This is a genomic window from Mesorhizobium sp. BR1-1-16, assembly GCF_020165495.1.
Classification (GTDB): Bacteria; Pseudomonadota; Alphaproteobacteria; order Rhizobiales; family Kaistiaceae; genus Kaistia.
In genome coordinates this window covers 263,586-283,379 of the sequence record NZ_JAIUIE010000001.1, presented here as the reverse complement: position 1 = coordinate 283,379, position 19,794 = coordinate 263,586, and the positions used below count along the sequence as shown (strand labels likewise).

The window sequence follows — 19,794 nt, the reverse complement described above, 5'->3', positions numbered from 1 at the left end:
CCGTAGCGATAGGCGCGTTGCAATTTCTGCGCCTGAACCTGGGAGGGATTCCGATGAAGCGTATGACAAAGGCGATGTTCGGCGCGGCTGCGATGGTTGCGCTGATGGTCGGTTCGGCCAGCGCGGCCGAAAAGGCTGAGGTCATCCATTGGTGGACGTCGGGTGGCGAAGCTGCCGCCGTGCAGGAGTTTGCAGCCGCCTTCAATGCGGCGGGTGGTGAATGGGTCGATGCGGCCGTTGCAGGCGGCGGCGGCGACGCGGCCCGCACCGCCGGCATCAACCGGATCGTCGGTGGCAATCCGCCGACCGCCATGCAGTTCAACACCGGCAAGCAGTTCGACGAACTGGTGACGCAGGGCCTGCTCTCCCCGCTCGACGACGTCGCCGACGCCGAAGGCTGGAAGCAGCACATCAATCCGCTGGTGCTCGCCGCCGTGACGCGTGACGGCAAGATCTACGCCGCGCCCGTGAACATCCACTCCAATATCTGGCTGTGGTACTCCCCGGCGGCGCTCGAGAAGGCCGGCGCGACCGCACCGAAGAATTGGGACGAGTTCTTCGCCGCGGGCGACAAGCTCAAGGCAGCGGGCATTGTCCCGGTTGCCCAGTCGGGCGATGCGTGGACGCAGGTGCTGACCTTCAACAACGTCCTGATCGGCGCCGGCGGCAAGGATCTCTATTACAAGATCTACAAGGATCTCGACGTCGACGCCGTCAAGTCGCCCGAGTTCAAGAAGGTCGCCGATATCTTCGCGAAGCTGCGCGACTATACGGATGCCGGCATGCAGGGTCGTCAGTGGAACCAGGCGACCGCCATGATCGTGACCGGCCAGGCTGGCTTCAATTTCATGGGTGACTGGGCCAAGGGCGAAGTCATCGCTGCCGGCAAGACGCCGGGCACCGATGTCGGCTGCATTCCCGGTCTCGGCAATCAGGAATTCTGGATCGGCGGCGACGTCTTCGTGTTCCCGGTCAACAAGGATCCGGAAGCCACCAAGGCCCAGAAGCTGCTCGAGAAGGTTCTCCTGTCGCCGGAAGCGCAGGTCGCCTTCAACAACAAGAAGGGCTCGATCCCGGTTCGTGACGATGTCGATCTCTCCAAGGTCGACGCTTGCGCCGCCCAGGGCATCGCACTCGCCAAGGCCGGCAATGTCGTCGAATCGACCGACATCCTGATCTCGCCTGACGTCTCGGGCTCGTTCACCGACGCGATTGCGAGCTTCTTCTCCGACAAGTCGAAGACCTCCGACGACTTCGTCGCCTCGATCGCCTCGATCGTCGAAGGCGCCAAGTAAGAACGGCAACGGGGCGGGCGCAAGGCGCTCGCCCTAGCCCTTTCAGCGCGTGATAGGCTGGCCCTGCCGGTCTATCGCCAGCGCTTGGCCGGAGGACCAGCATGAAACCGCGCTTTTTCCGCTCGATCGCGGCCCAGATCGCCCTGCTCCCGGCTTGGCTGATCGTGATCTTCGCCTATCTCGGGACGATCGCCTGGACGATTCGGATTTCCTTCACGAGCACCAAGGTCTTTCCGACCTACGATTTTGTCGGCCTGAAACAGTATGAGCGGCTGTTCGCGACCGAGCGCTGGATCATCTCCGGTCAAAACCTCTTCATCTTCGGCGCCTGCTTCATCATTGGCTGCCTGATCTTCGGTTTCCTGCTGGCGGTCTTCATCGACCAGAAGATCCGCGCCGAAAGCGTGTTCCGGACGATCTTCCTCTATCCCTATGCCATGTCCTTCATCGTCACCGGCCTTGTCTGGCAGTGGACGCTGAACCCGACGCTCGGCGTGCAGCAGACCGTGCGCAACTGGGGCTGGCAGGACTTCACCTTCGACTGGCTGGTGCGCGGCGACCGCGCGATCTATGTGATCGCGATCGCCGGCATCTGGCAGGCCTCGGGGCTCGTGATGGCGATCCTGCTCGCGGGCCTCAGAGGCGTCGACCAGGAGCTCTGGAAGGCCGCCAAGGTCGACGGCATCCCGACCTGGCGCGTCTATCTGCACATCATCGTGCCGATGCTCTCGCCGATGTTCGTGACGGCGACCGTGCTGCTCGCGACCGCCGTGGTGAAGGTCTACGACCTCGTCATCGCGCTGACGGGCGGCGGGCCCGGCATTTCAACCGAAGTCCCGGCGAAGTTCGTCATCGACTATCTGTTCAACCGCCAGAATGTCGGCCTCGCCACCGCAGCCTCGACCGTGATGTTCATCACCGTGCTGGTGGTGCTGGCGCCCTGGCTCTATTCGCAATATTTCCGCGGCCAGCGCGGACGAGGTGCATGATGTCGACCACGACCATGGAACCGCAGGGCCCGCGCCCGACCCGGCTCACGCCCGCGCGGATTGGCGTCTATGCCTTTCTCGTCGTCTCGGCCGCGTTCTTCCTGTTGCCGCTCTATGTGATGCTGATCACCTCGATCAAGCCGATGGCCGAGATCCGCCTCGGCAATCTATTCTCCTTCCCGCTGGCGCCGACCATCGAGCCATGGATCAAGGCCTGGACCTATGCCTGTACGGGCGTCAACTGCGACGGCATCAAGGTCGGCTTCCTGAATTCCTTCCGCATTCTCGTGCCGAGCGTCATCGTCTCGATCGCGCTCGGCGCCACCATCGGCTACGCCCTGTCGTTCTGGCGGCCGCGCGGCGCGAACTTCCTGTTCGCCGTGCTGCTGCTCGGCGCCTTCATCCCTTATCAGGTGTTCCTCTATCCCCTGGTCCGGATGCTCTCGACGGTCGGGCTCTATAATTCGCTGCCCGGCATCGTCGTGGTGCACACCATCTTCGGCCTGCCGCTGATGACGCTCCTGTTCCGCAATTTCTATGCGGGCATCCCGATCGATCTCTTCAAGGCGGCGCGCGTCGATGGCGGCGGGTTCTGGGCCATCTTCTTCCGCCTGATGCTGCCGCTGTCGACCCCGATCATCATCGTCGCCGTGATCCTGCAGGTGACCGGGATCTGGAACGACTTCCTGTTCGGCCTGATCTTCGCCGGGCGCGAAAACTTCCCGATGACCGTCGAGCTCAACAATGTCGTCAACACCACGACCGGCGAGCGCGAATACAACGTCAACATGGCGGCAACCATCCTGACCGCGCTGGTGCCGCTCATCGTCTATTTCGTGTCGGGTCGCTGGTTCGTTCGCGGCATCGCCGCCGGCGCCGTGAAGGGGTAATCCATGGCCACCGTTTCCATCCGCGATCTCGAGATCGATTTCGGTACGCTCAAGGTTCTGAAGACGCTCAATCTCGACATCGCCGAGGGCGAGTTCATCGTCCTGCTCGGACCGTCGGGCTGCGGCAAGTCCACCCTCCTCAATGCCGTCGCTGGCCTGCTGGACGTTACGGCGGGCCAGATCTGGATCGGCGGCAAGAACGTCACTTGGGAGGAGCCGAAGGACCGTGGCATCGGCATGGTGTTCCAGTCCTATGCGCTCTACCCACGCATGACGGTGAAGGGCAATCTGTCCTTCGGCCTGAAGATGGCCAAGACGCCGCATGACGAGATCGAGAAGCGCGTCGCCAAGGCCGCCAAGATCCTGCAGATCGAGCCGCTGCTGGGTCGACGCCCCTCGGAGCTTTCGGGCGGACAGCGCCAGCGCGTCGCGATCGGCCGGGCGCTGGTGCGCGATGTCGATGTCTTCCTGTTCGACGAGCCGCTCAGCAATCTAGACGCAAAACTGCGCACCGAGCTGCGCGTCGAAATCAAGCGGCTGCATCACGAACTCGGTTCGACGATGATCTATGTGACACATGACCAGATCGAGGCGCTCACGCTGGCGGACCGCATTGCCGTGATGAATGGCGGCGTGATCCAGCAGCTGGCAAGCCCGAAGGAAATCTATCGCCGGCCGATCAATCGCTTCGTTGCCGGTTTTGTTGGATCGCCTGGCATGAATTTCGTCGATGGCACGCTCGCTCTTGGCATCGGCGCGCCCGGCTTTGTCCTTTCGGACGGAACGCGCCTCGACATCAGCGGTTATGAATTCTCAGGCGACGCAAAGGACGGACAGCCAGCAACGATCGGCATCCGTCCCGAACAGATCGAGCTCAAGGAGAAGGCCGAGGACGCGACCATCCTGCCGATCCATCTCAACCTCGTCGAGCCGATGGGCGCCGACAGCCTTGTCTGGGGCCATGTTTCGGGAACACAATTCGCGGTGCGCATCGATGGCGACGATCATGTCGCCACCCCCGCGACGGTCGATGCCTTCTTCTCGCCTTCGCAGGCGTCGATCTTCGATAAAACAGGTGGTGCACGCCTCTGATTCCTCGCGACGCGGAGCGCCGCCTCCCCTCGCCCTTCTCACCCGCCAGATCCACGAGAGCCTCCATGCCCAAGCACAAGATCTCCTTCCAGCTCTATTCCGCACGCAATTTTCCGCCGCTCGAAACCGTGCTCGAGGGCCTCGCGAAGATCGGCTATGACGCCGTCGAGCCCTATTATCCGCTCTATGGCGAAGACCCGGCCGGCTACCGCGCCAAGGTCGATGCCGTTGGCTTGGCGACGCCGACTTTCCATGCGCCGATGGACGGCGTGACCGGCGAGACGGCGCGGTTCATCGATATCGCCAAGACGATCGGCGCTCACACCATCGTCATCCCCTATCTCGGTGCCGAAGACCGGCCTGCCGATGTCGATGGCTGGAAGAAGCTGGGCGAGAAGCTCGCGGCCACGGCGCAGACGGTGAAGGCGGCCGGCCTCGGCCTCGGCTATCACAACCATGATTTCGAGTATGCGACGCTTTCCGATGGCTCGCGTCCGATCGATCATCTGATCGGCAATGGCGTCGCCTCGGAACTCGATCTCGGCTGGGTCGTCCGCGCCGGCAAGGATGCCGCGCCCGAGATCGACAAGCTGGCCTCGGACGTGATCGCGTTCCATATCAAGGACATCGCTCCGGCCGGCACCACCGTAGAGGATGGCTGGGCCGATGTGGGTCATGGCGTCGTCGATTGGGCCGCGCTGTGGCCGCATATCCAGAAGGCGCCGAATGCCGGCCTTCTCGTCGCCGAGCATGACAATCCGGCCGACTGGAAGCGCTTCGCCGAGCGTTCCTTCGCCGCCATCAAGTCCTTCGCTGTCTGAGAGCTGTCATGACCACCATCCACAAGATCGGACTCATCGGCGCCGGCAACATCTCACAGGCTTATCTCAAGCTCGCGCCGCTCTTTCCCGGCACGAAGATCGTCGCAGTCGCCGATATCGTACCGGCCGCCGCCAAGGCCCGGGCCGATGCCTTCGGCGTCCGCGCCATGACAGTTGACGAACTGCTTCAGGACGGCGAGATCGACACGGTCATCAACCTGACCATCCCGTCGGCGCATTACGAGATCAGCCACGCCATCCTCTCCGCCGGCAAGCACGCCTATTCCGAGAAGCCGTTCGCGCTTTCGGTCGAGGACGGCAAGAAGCTGGTGGCGGAAGCCGACGCGCGCGGGCTGAAACTCGGCAGCGCGCCGGACACGTTTCTCGGCGGCGGCGGCCAGACGGCACGCAAGCTGATCGACGCAGGCAAGATCGGCCGTGTCGTCTCCGGCACCATGCATGTGATGAGCCACGGCATGGAGCATTGGCACCCCAATCCCGGCTTCTTCTTCCAGCCGGGCGGCGGGCCGATCCTCGATCTCGGACCCTATTATATCGCGGCGCTCGTCAACCTGGTCGGACCGGTCACCCATGTGACGGCCTTCGCCTCGAAGGGTTTCGAGGAGCGTACCGTCACGGCCGAAGGGCCGCTCAAGGGCAAGACCGTGCCGGTCGGCACGCCGACCACCATCAATGCGGTGCTTGAATTCAAGAGCGGCGCGCAGGTGACGCTCGCCGCCTCATGGGACGTGTGGAAGCACGGCCATATCAACCCGATCGAGCTCTATGGCTCGGAAGGCACGATGCTGGTGCCGGACCCGAACTTCTTCGGCGGCACGATCCAGTATTCCGAGCGCGGCGGCGACTTCATTGCAGTCGGCACCGAGGACGCACCGTTCGGCAAGGGTAACTGGGGCGACGATCACGGCCATGCCAATTACCGCATGCTCGGTGTTGCCGACATGCTGGATGCGGCGGAAAATGGCCGCGAGCCCCGCTGCTCCGGCCGCGTCGCGCTGCACGCCCTCGATGTCATGGTCTCGGTGCTCGAGGCAGCGGCGTCGCGCCAGGTGATCACGCTTTCAACCACCACCGAGCGTCCGGCACCACTTACCGCCGAAGACGCTGCGCGGTTGCTCGCGCCACGCTGAGCGAGGGCTTCGTTTCCTCCCAACTGGGGCCGCTTCGGCGGCCCCTTTTCTTTGGGAATTTCGCACGCCGCACCATTGATTGTTACGCGTCGCGACGGCGGTCCGGTCTGTCTTCCGCAGCTCGCTCAGTCATCCTGCGGCTTGCCGAGCGCAGCGCGCTGGTCGGCCGGCAGGGCGAGCACCGAGTCGAACGTGCGCGACTGGATCTGCTCCTGCATGGCGCCGACCTCGATACGGATCTCGCGGAGATGCTCGTCGATGGCGGCGCGATCTGGCTCCGGCGCGGCGGCGAGAACGGCGAGTTCGGCGCGCAGCGTCTTCAACCGCTGAAGCCGGGTCAGCACATCCGGCTTCAATTTATCCAGCGATGCCTCGATCGTGGTGACCGAATCCGGCGAGAGCCGGTCCTTCAGCCAGCGCAGCTCCATCTTGACGGCACGGGGACCGCCATCGCCATGACGGAAGCCAAGCCGCTCCGTGACGAACGCGCCCAGCACGAAAGCATTGACCGCCAGAGAGCATACGAGCGCCAACCACAGCCAGCTGATCCGCCGTCGCGGCTTCAGGTCGATCGTCATCAGAAGCCGAACTCGGACGGGCCGAACAGCAGCGGATCAAGCTGAACGACGCTCGCGACCCGCATGTCCTCGCCCGCCGGCGCGAAGACGAAGCCCGAAGCGCCGCCGAGCGCGCCGGCCACGACGACAACGGCTGCCGCGGCCGCCAGACGGCGGTGCCAGCGCACGGGCCGCGGCGCCGCCTTGGCAAGAACACCGGCACGGATACGGTCAAGCGAGCCGGCGGCAATCCGTGCATCGAGGGCGGTGGCTACCGTCTTCAGCCGGATGTCGAGCGCCTGCGCGTCGTCGCGATAAGCGCGGAAGGAGCGGTCGGCGAGCAGGGCCTCTCGCCCATGCGCGGCCAGAGCGCGGTCCGGCCAACGCCCGAGATCGGCACCCCAATGATCAACGGCGTCGCGCAGCCCGATCGGACCGCGATGCAGCGCCTCGGTTTCGTGTTCGCTGGTGTTGCTCATGATTCCGTCCATTCCTCCCGGTCTCCCGTCTCCTCCCCCGCAAGCATGCCGCGCAGGCGGCGGCGAGCGCGGGCGAGCAGGGATTCGTAGGCATGTTGGCTCATGCCCATCACAGCCGAGGCTTCTGCCTGGCTCAGCTCCTGAAAATGCGCGAGGACGATCACGGCTCGCTGCCGATCCGGCATCCGGTCGAGCGCTTCATGCACCAACCTTACGTCTTCAACGCGGACCAATTGCCTTTCCGGCGTCGGCGCCTCGTCCTCGAGAACATTTTCAAGCTCATCGATGTCGATATGCGGCCGGCGGCGGCGAAGGCGATCGATGGAGAGGCGATAGGCGACACGATGCAGCCACGTCCCGATCCGGCCGCGCGGTTCCCAGGCTTCGGCGTTGCGCCAGAGCCGGATCAGCGCCTCCTGCACGACTTCCTCAGCCTCGGAAAGATCGCCGAGGACGGCAGCGACAAACCGCGTCAGCCGCGGCGCTTCGGCCGCGATGACGCGGCCGAAAGCCTCGCCGTCGCCATCGGCAACCGCGCGCATCAAGGCCTCGTCGCTTCGGACCGCGTCGGCCGCCGCTTTTTCGTCGATCTCGCTCAAGGATGAGCTTTCGTCCTTCATCCGGGCCGCGCCGGGCGCCGATTCAGCCTTACCGCCGATCATGAGACGATAACGCATCGGCGCCGCAGTGGCAGCCTCGCGTCCAGCATTCATGACGGGTGACCGCGCCATCTCGCCTCACTCGGCCGCGATCTGCAGCGGCGGCCGCGTGTCGGCCTCCCCCGCTTCGGCGGCTTCCTTGCGGCGGCGACGGTCGTCATCTTCGGCGGCGGCGAGTTCGCGCATCAACCGCTCTTCCTCCGCGACGCGCGGCTTGCTGAGCCCGGCAAGCAGCAGGAAGGCAACTGGCGTCAGGAACAGCGTTGCCAGCGCCGAGAAGCCGAGCCCGCCGACCATGATCCAGCCCAGCGCCGCCCGCGCCTCCGAGCCGGCACCGCCGGTCAGGATCAGCGGCAGGCCGCCGAGCACGGTCGCGATCATGGTCATCAGAACGGGACGGAGACGGACGAGACAGGCCTCGCGAATGGCATCGCGTACCGATAGCCCCTCGTCGCGGAGCTGGTTGGCGAATTCGACGATCAGGATGCCGTTCTTCGCCATCAGGCCGACCAGCATCACAAGGCCGATCTGGCTGTAGATGTTCAGCGAACCGCCCGACAGCATGATCGCATAGATGCCGGAGGCGACACCGAACGGCACCGTCGCGAAAAGGATCGCGGCGGCGACGAAGCTCTCGAACTGCGCCGCGAGCACCAGGAGAATGATGATCACAGCGAAGCCGAAGGTGGTGAGCACACCGCTCGAGGTCTCGTTGAGCGTGGCCGCCTCGCCCGTATAGACGATGCCAAGCCCGGCCGGGAGTTGCTTCGCCTCCTCGTTCAGGACACTCATCGCCGAGCCAAGATCGACGCCTTGCGAAAGCGTCGCTGTGATCGGAACGGCGCGGCGCTGCGACTGGCGCGCGAGCGTCGGCGAGGTCGATTCCTCGCTGACCGTGACAACCGACGACAGCGGGATCATCGTGCCGCCCGCCGTACGCACCTGGACATTCTCGAGGTCGCCCGGCGTCACGATCAACCCATCCGGCGCCATGGCGCGGATGTTGATCTTGTCATCGCCGATATAGAAGTCGCCCATATCGGCGCTGGCGAGCAGCGTCGAGACAATCGTGCCGACATCGGCGACGGAAACACCGAGATCGGCGGCGCGGTCGCGGTCGATCTTCACCTGAAGCTGCGGCTGGTTCAGATCATAGTTGAGCTGGACATTCGAGAAGGCCGGATTGGCGGACAGGGTGTTGATGAGGTCCGTCGCCCCTTTCGAGATCGTGTCGTAGTCGAGACCGGTCACCGCAAAGGTCAGGCCCTGACCACCGCCGCGGATGCCAAGGCTGTTCGGCTGGCGGATATTGACCACGGCGCCCGGGATGTTGCGGACCTTCGCCGCGACCTCGGCGCTGATCGCCTGCTGGCTGCGGTGACGTTCGCTCCACGGCGCGAGCGTCACGAACATGAAGCCGCTGTTCGGGTTATTGAAATTGCCGGCGATCGAGAAGGAATTGGTTGCCTCGCCCGAATCGAGCAGCGGCTGCACGGCCGCCTGGACCAGTTGCATCTGGCCCTGCGTGTAGTCGATGGTCGAGCCCTGCGGCGTCGAGAGCGAGACGATCACCGCGCCGCGATCTTCCTGCGGCGTCAGCTGTTGCGGCAGGGTTTCGAAGGCGAGAAACGCGCCGCCGGCGAACAGAACGCTGATCAGGATGACGACCACAGGCGCCTGCAGCGAGGCGTCGAGCAGGCGCTCATAGAGCCGATGGCCGCGCCGTCCGATCGCGCCGAGCGCGCGATTGAAGAGGTTGCCCTTGGCCTCGCCGCCATGATCGCCATCACCGAGCAGGCGCGAGCCCAGCATCGGGACGAGGGTCAGCGCGACAAAGGCGGACAGCGCCACCGAAAAGGCCAGCACGAAGCCGAATTCGGAGAAGAGGCGACCCGCGGTGCCCTTGAAGAACGAGATGGGAATGAACACCGCGGCGAGCGTCGCCGTGGTCGAGATGACGGCGAAGAACACCTGCTTGGCGCCGAGCACCGCTGCGGCGCGCGGCCCCATGCCCTCGTGACGGCGGCGGGCGATGTTCTCCAGCACGACGATGGCGTCGTCGACGACGAGGCCGGTCGCCAGCACCAGCGCCAGCAGCGTCAGGATATTGAGCGAGAAGCCCATAAGATACATCGCCGCAATGGTGCCGAGCAGAGAGACGGGCACGGTGACGGCGGGGATGAGCGTCGTGCGCAGCGAGCCGAGGAACAGATAGATGATGCCGATGACGATCGCGATCGACAGGACGAGACTGCGCTCGACCTCCTCGAAGGAACCTGCAATGAAATTGGCGTCATCGGACGTGATGCGAACGCTGACATCGGCCGGCAGCGTCGCCTTCAATTCGTCGACCGCCTGGCGGATGCCCGTGGAAATGGTGAGCGTGTTGGAGCTCGCCTGGCGCACGATGCCGAGGCCTACGCCCGTGCTGCCATTGACCTGAAGCGTGGAGGATTTCGCAGCGGGACCGAAGACGACATCGGCGACATCGCCCACGCGGGTGTCACCTTTGATGCGGATGGCCTTGACGTCGTCGGCGCCTTTGACGCTCGCATCGGCGCGCACAAACATCGTCCGGTTGATGTCGGTGAGATTGCCAGCGGGCACGTCGAGCGCCACGGTCGCGAGCGCCGTCTTGAGATCGGCGACGGTCAAGCCATAGGCCGCGAGCCGCATCGGATCGACATAGATGCTGATCATCGGCGAGCGGTCGCCATTGACCTGCACGGTGGCGACACCCGCCACCGATTTCAGGCGATCGACGATGGTGTCGTTCACGAGCTGGGTGAGTTGCTCGATGTTCTGGACCTTCGAGGTGACCGCAAGCCGCATGATCGCGTCGCCATTGGTATCGGCCTTGGCGATCGTTGGCGGATCGGCATCCGTCGGCAGATTGCGCTGGGCATTGCCGACGGCATCGCGCAGATCATTGGCGGCGACGTTGATATCCGTCGCGTCGGAAAACTGGACGGTGACGCGGCTGCGGCCGCTCGTCGACTGTGACTGGATGTCGGTCCAGCCGGAAACGCCGGCGACGGCGTTCTCGATGACGCTCGTCACCTCCTTGTCCATCGTATCCGGCGTCGCACCATCATAAGTGGTGGTGATGGTGACGACCGGCTGATCGATGTTCGGCAGTTCGCGGATTTCGACGCCGCCGATCGCGGCGAGGCCGGCGACGACGATCAGGATATTGGCGACGATCGCGAGCACCGGCCGGCGCACGGACAGCGCCGAAATGCCACTCGGCTTCGTGCCCGATTTCGGGATCGGATCGTGCTCGATCTCGTGGTGATGGTGCTGGGGCTCGGCGCTCTTGTCGGTCATGCGTCAGCTCCCCTGGGCCAGCGGCTTCGCGCCATTGCCACCACTAGCCGCAGGCTTGACGTCAGACGCCTGCCCGGCCTCGGCGATCTTGACGCCTGGCCGCAGCCGCTGCAGTCCCTCGACGATGATCCGGTCGCCCTCCTTCAGATCGTCGGACGCGACCAGGACGCGGCCGCTCTGCCGCTCGAGGATCGTGATTGGCGCCCGCGCCACGCCGTCACCGGCGACCTTCCAGACATAGGAGCCGCTGCGGTCCCACTGGATCGACAGCGCGGAAACCGCCAGCTGCTTGTCCCCCGGGAAGGGCAGCTCGACCTTGATCGCCATGCCGGGCCTGACGCCGATTGCCTGCGCAGCCGCCGCATCCAGCGTTGCCTCGAGCTTCAGCGTCCGGGCCGTCGAATCGACACGCGTATCGATCGCCGTCAGCTTGCCGTTGATGACCGTCCCCGGTTTCGACTCCGCCAAGGCAGTGATGGCCTGGCCGAGAGCGACGCGGCCGGCATAGCGCTCGGGAATGAGGAAGGTCACCTTCATCACCGAGGGATCATCGAGCGTTGTGATGACGGTCGTCGGCGTCACCAGGTCTCCGATGGAGAGATTGCTGATGCCGACGACGCCTTCAAAAGGTGCGTTGATGGTGCGCCGATCGAGCGCGATCTGGGCGCTGAGCACGCCGATCTCGCCCCTGCGCTCCGCCGATTGCGCATCCTGAAGCGCTGAAAGCGTGAGGTTGTTCGTGTTGGCGAGTTTCTGCGAGCGATCAAGCGTCTTCTTGGCGTCGCTGAGCGCCACCTGCGCGAGGTCGAGCGCGACCTTCTGGTCGGCATCGTCGAGGCGGACCAGCGCTTGTCCCTTGGCAACTTTGTCGCCAGCCTTGAACAGTATTTCGGTGACCTCGGCGGTCACCTGCGGATAGACGTTGATCGATTGCGGCACCAAGACAGTGCCGACCGCGCGGACATTGTCAGTCACGATGTCGCTGCCAACAGGCGCAGAGACAACAAGCGTCGGACCAGCGGCGAAACCGCCGCGCCGGCCACCGCCCGCGCCGCCCTGCTGTCCGCCTGCTCCGGCCGCCTGCTGCCCTTCCGCCCCGCCGAAAAGTGCGTCCCGATGCTGGTAGGCGTACCAGCCGCCGCCTGCAATCACGAGGACGACGACGCATAGCAGCAGTTGCTTCCAAACGGCCATAGGCTGATCCGGCTCCGAGGTTCGACCAGCATGATACGAACCAGAACACGGCATCCGTCGCCCGCCGATGAAATAATTCGTCGCCGGCTCGATCAGATCGCTGCGGCGGCGCGGGTCTCCCGAAAGCTGCGGCGCATGTCGCGCGGCGTGCAGCCATAACGCTCGCGGAACGCCTCGTAGAAGCGGCTGAGCGAACCGAAGCCGGCCTCAAAGGCGATGGCCGCGATATCGCCATCGCTGGCGAGCAGGCGGCCATGCGCCAGCATCAGCCGCTGGCGCGTCACATATTCATTGATCGTCATCCCGAGCGTCCGACGGAACAATGTCATCGCGTAGTTGGGATGCAACCCGACGGACGCCGCGATGTCGGCAACGGCGATCGGCGCCGTGGCATGCTCGGCGATATAGCGCGCCATGCGATGCACCTTGTCGCGGTGCGGCTCGGCGGCGTCGGGATCCGCCTCGCGGGCACGACGCTCCTCGTCGTCGGAGGCGAGGTCGCGCCAGCCGTCGAGTTCGAATCGCCGCAGCCGCGCCGCAAGCTCGTCACGCACCACCGCCAGCATCGTCTCGCGGCGTTCGGTCAGGTCCCGGTGCCAGGATTCGAAGAGCGGCTGCTCGAAGGCATGCACCTTGGCGGCCACAAGAAGGCCGCCCTGTAGCAAGGCGGTCTTGAGCGCTTCGCAGCCCGGCATTGCCAGGCACATGTCGATCGGCAGGTCGCTGCAGATGAAGCGGGTCCCCGCCTCCACCTCGATGACCCGATGCGGAATGGCCGCCCAGAACATGCCGAGATCGCCGCGTTTCAGCGTCACCGTCCGGCCATTGAACAGATAGGTCATCTGTCCCTCGACGATCAGGTTGATCTCGACATGGCTGTGCACATGCGCGGAGCGCATGAGGCGGACGCGATTGATGCTGCCCACATTGAAGGAGCCGCGCTCCGGCGTTAGATGGTCGGGATCGACCAGGAATTCCTGATAGTGCATGAGGGTTGTCGCCCGATTGGACGGGCGGATCATAGCGCAGGCGAAGGCGAGCGCCAGCGGCCATACCTTATCAAACTAGCGGGATCGTATCAGCAAATGACGATTTCGTACTTTACTCCCGCCTTAGGATCGTGGACGTTAGCGCCCGGAGGAAACTAGCCTGTTATGGGCTTGGAATGCCTCGGCGTTTCGCGCCCTCACATTTGGGAGAAAGTTCAATGGCAAGTCTGACGCTTCGTCAGGTGCAGAAATCGTTCGGCGAAGTGCCGATCATTCGCGGCGTCGACCTCGAGGTCAAGGACGGCGAATTCTGCGTGTTCGTCGGGCCGTCGGGCTGCGGCAAGTCGACCCTTCTCCGTCTGATCGCGGGCCTCGAAGGCACCACGGACGGCTCGGTTCGGATCGGCGATCGCGACGTGACCCGCCTGGCTCCGGCTGAGCGCGGCGTTTCGATGGTGTTCCAGTCCTACGCTCTTTATCCGCACATGACCGTGGCCGAGAATATCGGTTTCGGCATGAAGATGGCGAAGATGCCGAAGCCTGAGATCCAGGAGCGCACCGCCAAGGCGGCGAAGATGCTGCACCTCACGGAGCTGCTCAATCGCCGTCCGGCCCAGCTTTCGGGCGGTCAGCGCCAGCGCGTCGCCATCGGCCGTGCCATCGTGCGCGAACCGGACGTGTTCCTGTTCGACGAGCCGCTGTCGAACCTCGACGCCGCGCTGCGCGTGCAGATGCGCATCGAGATCTCGCGCCTGCATAATGATCTCAAGGCGACGATGATCTACGTCACGCACGACCAGGTCGAAGCGATGACGATGGCCGACAAGATCGTCGTGCTCAGCGCCGGCCGCATCGAGCAGGTCGGCTCGCCGCTCGAGCTTTACCACCGCCCGAACAATCTCTTCGTCGCGACCTTCATCGGCAGCCCGAAGATGAATCTGTTCAACGTCAACGTCTCCGAGGTCACCGGCGGTTCGGCGATCATCGCTCTGCCCGGCGGCTCGACCATCGCGATCCCGACCCGCGGCGCTTCGATCAGCCCCGGCCCGTACACGCTCGGCGTTCGTCCGGAGCATCTCACGATCGCCCCGACCGATACCGGCGTCCCCGGCAAGGTCGTGCTGTCCGAGCATCTCGGCGGCGAGACGATGATCTATGTCGATGTCGAGGGCACCGAATCGACGGTCGTGAAGGCCGACGGACTCGCCGGCCAGCGCTCGGGCGACAATGTCCGCATCATCATCGACCCGAAGACGGTTCACCTCTTCGACAAGGATGGCCAGGCGGTCGTCAATGGCTCGCTGATCTGATCAGACGCGCACGCGTCAACGATTTTGAAGGCCCGGGAGCCCAGCTTCCGGGCCTTTGCTTTGCCCGCCCTCCGCTGGCCGGCGGTTGAAACCTTCCAAAGGAGACTTTAAGAAGGATCTTTAGTGCCCATAACAGGCTGGCCCGAACGGGGCCGCCATCGGGTGTCAGCGAGGGATGTCGCATGCGTCTTACCCAGCAGACGAGCTATTCGATCCGCGTGCTGCTCTACTGCGCCGCCAATACGACGGATAACAGCCGTATTCGTGATATCGCCACGACCTACGGGATTTCCGAGCTGCATCTCTTCAAGATCATGCATGTGCTGGTCGAGAGCGGCTTCGTCGAGACCATTCGCGGCCGCAATGGCGGTATCCGCCTGGCGCGTCCGGCGCATGAGATCACCATCGGCGCCGTTGTCCGCGCCACCGAGAGCAACTTCTTCCTGACCGATTGCTTCGACACCGCCAATCGCGACTGCCCGCTGGTCGATTCTTGCGGCGTGAATCGGATTCTCAGCGAAGCGCTCGGCGCCTTCTTTGCAGTGCTCGATCGCTACACGATCGCCGACGTGGCGCGTGATCGTGGCGCATTGCGCAGCCTCCTGGATCTCTCGGCCGAATCGATGCCGAGCTTCGCGGATGCATCGCTGCCGATGCACGTCTCCTGACCGACCCGGGATCGCGGGCGCCGCGCCCGACTCTCGACGAGAGATCATCATGGATATCCAGGACGTTCTCGGTCGAATCAGCCTGTTCGCCGACGCCCTGACGCCGCAACAGCGCAGCGAGTTGGCGACCCGTTGCCGCCTCGTCACTTATACGCGCGGCATGATCGTCATGAACGAGGGCGATTTCGGCGGCTTCATGCTGGCGATCGTCACGGGGCGCCTCGGCGTTGCCGTCGCGGACCGCCGGGCGGCACGGCCGGTGGCGACGCTCGGACCCGGCGAGATCGTCGGTGAGATGTCGATGCTCACCGGGGCCCGGCGGGCCGCGACCGTCACGGCGATCGAGACGACCATCGCCGTCGAAATCACCAAGGTCGCGCTCGAGGCGATGTTCCGCCGCTCGCCCGATCTCCTCGACCGGATGGGCGCGCTCCTTGCCGAGCGTCGTACGCGGCTGAGCTCGCCGGATGCGCCGCGCGCTACCGAAAGCCGGACCCGGGAGATCATCGAGGCGATGCGCCGACTGTTCGGGCGACAGCCGCCCGTCAATCCGTGATCGGCAGCAGGACGAGCACGATGCCGAGATAGGTGATCTGGTGCGCGAACTGATCGATGCCGAGGCCTCGCCAATAATCCTTGTCGCGCACGGTCCAGCCATAGAGCTCGCCGGTCACGGCCTTCACCCAGTCGATGTGATAGTGCAGCACGCATTCCGCCGCGATGATCGCGAGCGCGACCGGCAGGCTCGCCGGCAGCACAAAGAAGATCGGCAGCGTGGCCGCCGCATGCAGCGCGGCATGGCCAATGCCGGCAGGGTGGCCGTAGCGACCCTTCATGGCGATCTGGCGTGGCGTCTGGAGAAAGAAATCGCAGAGCAGATGCTTGACCTGCAGCAGGCCGAGAGCGGCGATCACGGCAAGCGCTGTGTCGTCCAATCCGGGCTCCCCTCGCGTCCGGGCAGAGAATGCCGGCGGACGAACACTCTAGAATCGCTTGGGATGAGGACCTGTGACGTCCGTCACAACTCGCGGTCAACTCAGTTGATCAACCACAGATAGTAGCTGTCCGGATCGAGGAGGCGGAAGTCGGTCCGTCCCCCGCATCGGTGCCGCCGCCAGCGGGCCAGCCGCTGGCGCAGACACGCTCATGGAGGCGAACGACGTCGTCGACCCCCAGCACGATCTCCACGCCCTTGCCAAGCGGGATATCGGAGCCCGCCGACATAGAAGGCGAGCGAACGGGCAACGTCATCGACGAAAAGCTCGAGCCGCGGTTGCGTCGACCTCACTCCAGACGTCCCGACCGCAGGTCAGGCGGCTTCGGCGGCCGGCGGCGCCATGGCTCCCGTCATGATCGCGACAGCGTCCGACATCGAATGCTTCTTCGGATCGATGACGGCGATGCGCTTGCCGAGGCGGTGGATGTGGATGCGGTCGGCAACCTCGAACACATGCGGCATGTTGTGGCTGATGAGGACGATGGGCAGCCCCCTCGCCTTCAGCCGCAGCATCAGTTCGAGCACCTTGCGCGATTCCTTGACGCCCAGCGCCGCCGTCGGCTCGTCGAGAATCACCACGCGACTGCCAAAGGCCGCGGCGCGGGCGACCGCGACGCCCTGCCTTTGGCCACCGGACAGCGTCTCGACCGGCTGATTGATGTTCTGGATCGTCAACAGGCCGAGCTCGGACAACTTCTGCCGCGCCTCGCGTTGCATGTAGCTGCGGTCGAGGGTCCTGAAGATCTTGCCGATCCAGTCGTCACGCCGTTTCTCGCGGCCGAGGAACAAGTTGTCCGCGATCGACAGGGCGGGCGAGACAGCGAGGTTCTGGTAGACCGTCTCGATGCCGCGGTTGCGGGCATCGATCGGGCTCTTGAAGGCGATCGGCTGCCCGTTGAGACGGATCTCGCCGAAATCGGGAATGACCGCGCCGGTCAACGCCTTGATCAGCGTCGACTTGCCGGCGCCGTTATCGCCGATGACCGCAAGAATCTCGTTCGGCATCAGGTCGAAATCGGCGTTGTCGAGCGCGACAACGCGGCCGTAGCGCTTGTTGAGGCCCCGGGCCTGAAGGATCGGTTCCGTGCTCATGCCGATAGCTTCCTGATCCACTGGTCGATGGTGACGGCAACGATGATCAAGACGCCGACCGCGAAATCCTGCCAGAGCAGTTCGAGACCGGAGAGCGCGAGACCATTGCGGAACACACCGACGATGAGCGCGCCGATCAGCGTGCCGATGATCGAGCCGCGCCCGCCGAAGAGGCTGGTGCCGCCGATCACCACGGCGGTGATCGAATCGAGATTGGCGGTCTGCCCGGCCTGCGGGCTGACGCCGCCGATACGGCCGATGAGAACCCAGGCCGCGATGGCGCAGATGAAGCCGGCCAGCGCATAGACGCCAATCAGCGTCTTGGTCGTGCTGATACCGGCAAGGCGGGCGGCGTCGGGATCATCGCCGGTCGCATAGACATGGCGGCCGAAGGCGGTGCGGTTCAGGATATACCAGACGGCGAGCGCGACCAGCAGCATCACGATCGAGCCGTAGGTCAGCACCCAGCCCTTGAGGAAGGTCCAGTCGAGCCCGAGCGTCTTCGAAAAGAAATCATACGGTTTGAACAGCGATCCGGTCCATTGCAGGAACGGCGCCGCCTCTTGCATGTCCTGCGATCGGATGGTCTCGCTTCGCGAATACCAGACATTGAGCGCGCCGAAGATGCTCCAGGTGCCGAGCGTCACGATGAAGGGCGGCAGGCGCAGCAGCGTGACGATCAAGCCGTTCACGAGGCCGCAGGCGATTCCGCAGATGAGGCCGAGCGGAAAGGCGATCTCGACCGGGACGCCATAGACGACGGCGGTCCGGCCCATGACGACCGAACAGAGGATCATGATCGCGCCGACCGAGAGATCGATGCCGGCGGTCAGGATGATCAGCGTCTGCGCGACGCCGAGCACCGCGATGATCGTCACCTGCTGAAGAACCAGCGAGAAATTGAAGGGCGCAAAGAACTTGCCCGGCGCGGCGACCGAGAAGATCGCGACGCCGATGATCAGCACGATGAAGGGAATGCTGGTCGGATATTGATGCAGGAAACTCTGGATGCGGCGGACAAAGCCGACATCGTTTTCGTCGAAGCTGGCGACCGACTGGTCAGCGCCGGCAAGTCCGCTCTCGGCAGACGTCGAGCCCGAAGCGTTGTCACTCATGCGGCGAACTCCTCCCCTGTCGCCAGACCACGGGAGCCGCTGCTGCGGCTCCCGCTTTCTATACGGCCGGGCCGAGGCCCGGCCTCAGGCTATGCTCAGCCCCAGCAGAGCTTCAGGCCTTCCTCGACCGAGATCGCGGGCACGCCGTCGACCGGCTTGGCGGTGACGAGCTGAGCGCCGGTGTCGAAGAAGCCGACGGCCGGATCGATGGTCGGCAGCGTACCGGAATGGATCGCCTCGAGGGCCATCGCAGCCATCTTCAGCGGATATTGCTGGCTGGTAGCGCCGATGACGCCGGCCTGGACGTTCTTGACGCCCGGGCAGCCGCCGTCGACCGAGACGATCATGACGCTGCCGTCATCCTTGCCGACGGCCTTCAGCGCTTCCCAAGCGCCCGCTGCGGCCGGCTCGTTGATCGTGTAGATCAGGTTGACGTCCGGGCACTTCTGCAGCGCGTTCTCCATCGCCGTGCGACCCTTCTCCTGGTCGCCCTGGCTGATTTCGTGCGTGCAGATGCGTGCATCGTCCTCGTCGCCGTACTTGTTCGGGTCCTTCACGTCGATGCCGAAGCCCTGCATGAAGCCCTGGTCGCGCAGGTAATCGACGGTCGGCTGGTTGGTGGCGAGATCGAGGAACACGATCTTCGCGTCCTTGGCCTTGTCACCCATCGTTCCCTTGGCCCATTCGCCGATCAGCATGCCCGCCTTGCGGTTGTCGGTGGCGAACGTGGCGTCAGCGGCGTTCATCGGGTCGAGCGGCGTGTCGAGCACGATCACCTTGAGGCCGGCATCCCGCGCCTTCTGGATGGTCGGGACGATGGCCTTCGAATCCGAGGGCACGATCGCAAAGCCCTTGGCACCAGCCGCGATCAGATTTTCGATCGCTGCCACCTGGCCGTCGTTGTCGCCGTCGTATTTGCCGGCGGCGGTCTGCAGTGTGATGCCAAGTTCTGTCGCCTTCGCCTGCGCGCCTTCACGCATCTTGACGAAGAACGGGTTGGTCTCGGTCTTGGTGATGAGGCCGATGACCTCATCGGCCAGAACCGGCATGGCCGACAGCGTCAAAATGCTGGCGGCGAGCGCGATTTTCTTGAGCATGACTTCTCCTCCCTGGTCGGTCTTCATCTTGCGCCGCGGAGCGACCAGTCCCCCCGCAACACGTCCGGCTCC

Annotated in this window: 19 protein-coding genes; 9 read left to right on the top strand and 10 right to left on the bottom strand. The window is 64.5% G+C overall.

Translation table 11 applies throughout. The annotated features are described in order from the left end of the window. Positions 1-53 precede the first annotated feature (53 nt). The 6 genes from LB518_RS01395 to LB518_RS01370 all read left to right on the top strand — a co-directional run bounded on the left by LB518_RS01395 (position 54) and on the right by LB518_RS01370 (position 6,238). A complete protein-coding gene (locus LB518_RS01395) occupies positions 54-1,295 on the top strand; it encodes an ABC transporter substrate-binding protein (RefSeq protein WP_224572172.1) in 1,242 nt (413 codons plus the stop codon). A 101-nt stretch (positions 1,296-1,396) separates the two neighbouring features. Further along, positions 1,397-2,284, top strand: a complete 888-nt coding sequence (locus LB518_RS01390) for a carbohydrate ABC transporter permease (protein ID WP_224572170.1) — start codon at positions 1,397-1,399, stop codon at positions 2,282-2,284. Further along, a complete protein-coding gene (locus tag LB518_RS01385) occupies positions 2,284-3,174 on the top strand; it encodes a carbohydrate ABC transporter permease (protein ID WP_224572169.1) in 891 nt (296 codons plus the stop codon). The genes LB518_RS01390 and LB518_RS01385 overlap by 1 nt, the downstream gene beginning before the upstream one ends. Positions 3,175-3,177: 3 nt before the next feature. Further along, a complete protein-coding gene (locus LB518_RS01380; protein WP_224572167.1) occupies positions 3,178-4,266 on the top strand; it encodes an ABC transporter ATP-binding protein in 1,089 nt (362 codons plus the stop codon). A 65-nt stretch (positions 4,267-4,331) separates the two neighbouring features. After that, the gene (locus LB518_RS01375; RefSeq protein ID WP_224572165.1) at positions 4,332-5,087 is read left to right on the top strand and encodes a sugar phosphate isomerase/epimerase family protein; all 756 of its coding nucleotides are present in this window, start codon (positions 4,332-4,334) and stop codon (positions 5,085-5,087) included. Positions 5,088-5,095: 8 nt separating this feature from the next. Beyond that, the gene (locus tag LB518_RS01370; RefSeq protein ID WP_224572163.1) at positions 5,096-6,238 is read left to right on the top strand and encodes a Gfo/Idh/MocA family protein; all 1,143 of its coding nucleotides are present in this window, start codon (positions 5,096-5,098) and stop codon (positions 6,236-6,238) included. A gap of 125 nt (positions 6,239-6,363) precedes the next feature. Here LB518_RS01370 and LB518_RS01365 read toward each other — a convergent pair whose 3' ends face one another. The 6 genes from LB518_RS01365 to LB518_RS01340 form a co-directional block, all read right to left on the bottom strand. Then, positions 6,364-6,816 carry a periplasmic heavy metal sensor gene (locus LB518_RS01365; RefSeq protein WP_224572161.1) on the bottom strand — a complete coding sequence of 151 codons (453 nt, stop codon included), beginning with the start codon at positions 6,814-6,816 and terminating at the stop codon, positions 6,364-6,366. Then, positions 6,816-7,274: a hypothetical protein gene (locus tag LB518_RS01360; protein ID WP_224572159.1), complete on the bottom strand. Its 459-nt coding sequence runs from the start codon at positions 7,272-7,274 to the stop codon at positions 6,816-6,818. Before LB518_RS01360 ends, LB518_RS01365 begins: the two co-directional genes overlap by 1 nt. Continuing rightward, complete coding sequence (locus tag LB518_RS01355) at positions 7,271-7,873, bottom strand: sigma-70 family RNA polymerase sigma factor (protein ID WP_224572158.1); 603 nt, start codon at positions 7,871-7,873, stop codon at positions 7,271-7,273. The genes LB518_RS01360 and LB518_RS01355 overlap by 4 nt, the downstream gene beginning before the upstream one ends. 138 nt (positions 7,874-8,011) lie before the next feature. Then, complete coding sequence (locus LB518_RS01350) at positions 8,012-11,260, bottom strand: efflux RND transporter permease subunit (RefSeq protein WP_224572156.1); 3,249 nt, start codon at positions 11,258-11,260, stop codon at positions 8,012-8,014. Between the two features lie 3 nt (positions 11,261-11,263). Next, complete coding sequence (locus tag LB518_RS01345) at positions 11,264-12,454, bottom strand: efflux RND transporter periplasmic adaptor subunit (protein ID WP_224572155.1); 1,191 nt, start codon at positions 12,452-12,454, stop codon at positions 11,264-11,266. A gap of 92 nt (positions 12,455-12,546) precedes the next feature. Continuing rightward, positions 12,547-13,443: a helix-turn-helix domain-containing protein gene (locus LB518_RS01340; RefSeq protein WP_224572153.1), complete on the bottom strand. Its 897-nt coding sequence runs from the start codon at positions 13,441-13,443 to the stop codon at positions 12,547-12,549. Positions 13,444-13,661: 218 nt separating this feature from the next. Here LB518_RS01340 and LB518_RS01335 point away from each other — a divergent pair, with 218 nt between their 5' ends. From LB518_RS01335 to LB518_RS01325, 3 genes are all read left to right on the top strand, one after another. After that, a complete protein-coding gene (locus tag LB518_RS01335) occupies positions 13,662-14,753 on the top strand; it encodes an ABC transporter ATP-binding protein (RefSeq protein WP_224572151.1) in 1,092 nt (363 codons plus the stop codon). Positions 14,754-14,935: 182 nt separating this feature from the next. Then, positions 14,936-15,421 carry an iron-responsive transcriptional regulator RirA gene (gene rirA / locus LB518_RS01330; protein ID WP_224572149.1) on the top strand — a complete coding sequence of 162 codons (486 nt, stop codon included), beginning with the start codon at positions 14,936-14,938 and terminating at the stop codon, positions 15,419-15,421. Between the two features lie 49 nt (positions 15,422-15,470). After that, complete coding sequence (locus LB518_RS01325; protein WP_224572147.1) at positions 15,471-15,977, top strand: cyclic nucleotide-binding domain-containing protein; 507 nt, start codon at positions 15,471-15,473, stop codon at positions 15,975-15,977. Here LB518_RS01325 and LB518_RS01320 read toward each other — a convergent pair. The 4 genes from LB518_RS01320 to LB518_RS01305 all read right to left on the bottom strand — a co-directional run bounded on the left by LB518_RS01320 (position 15,967) and on the right by LB518_RS01305 (position 19,722). Beyond that, positions 15,967-16,356, bottom strand: coding sequence for a DUF3307 domain-containing protein (locus LB518_RS01320; RefSeq protein ID WP_224572145.1), 390 nt, complete (start codon positions 16,354-16,356; stop codon positions 15,967-15,969). The two genes, LB518_RS01325 and LB518_RS01320, sit on opposite strands and share 11 nt — an antisense overlap. A 374-nt stretch (positions 16,357-16,730) precedes the next feature. Next, the gene (locus LB518_RS01315; RefSeq protein WP_224572143.1) at positions 16,731-17,510 is read right to left on the bottom strand and encodes an ATP-binding cassette domain-containing protein; all 780 of its coding nucleotides are present in this window, start codon (positions 17,508-17,510) and stop codon (positions 16,731-16,733) included. Beyond that, complete coding sequence (locus LB518_RS01310; RefSeq protein ID WP_224572142.1) at positions 17,507-18,625, bottom strand: ABC transporter permease; 1,119 nt, start codon at positions 18,623-18,625, stop codon at positions 17,507-17,509. The genes LB518_RS01315 and LB518_RS01310 overlap by 4 nt, the downstream gene beginning before the upstream one ends. Positions 18,626-18,720: 95 nt before the next feature. Next, positions 18,721-19,722 carry a sugar ABC transporter substrate-binding protein gene (locus tag LB518_RS01305; protein WP_502845767.1) on the bottom strand — a complete coding sequence of 334 codons (1,002 nt, stop codon included), beginning with the start codon at positions 19,720-19,722 and terminating at the stop codon, positions 18,721-18,723. Positions 19,723-19,794: the final 72 nt, after the last annotated feature.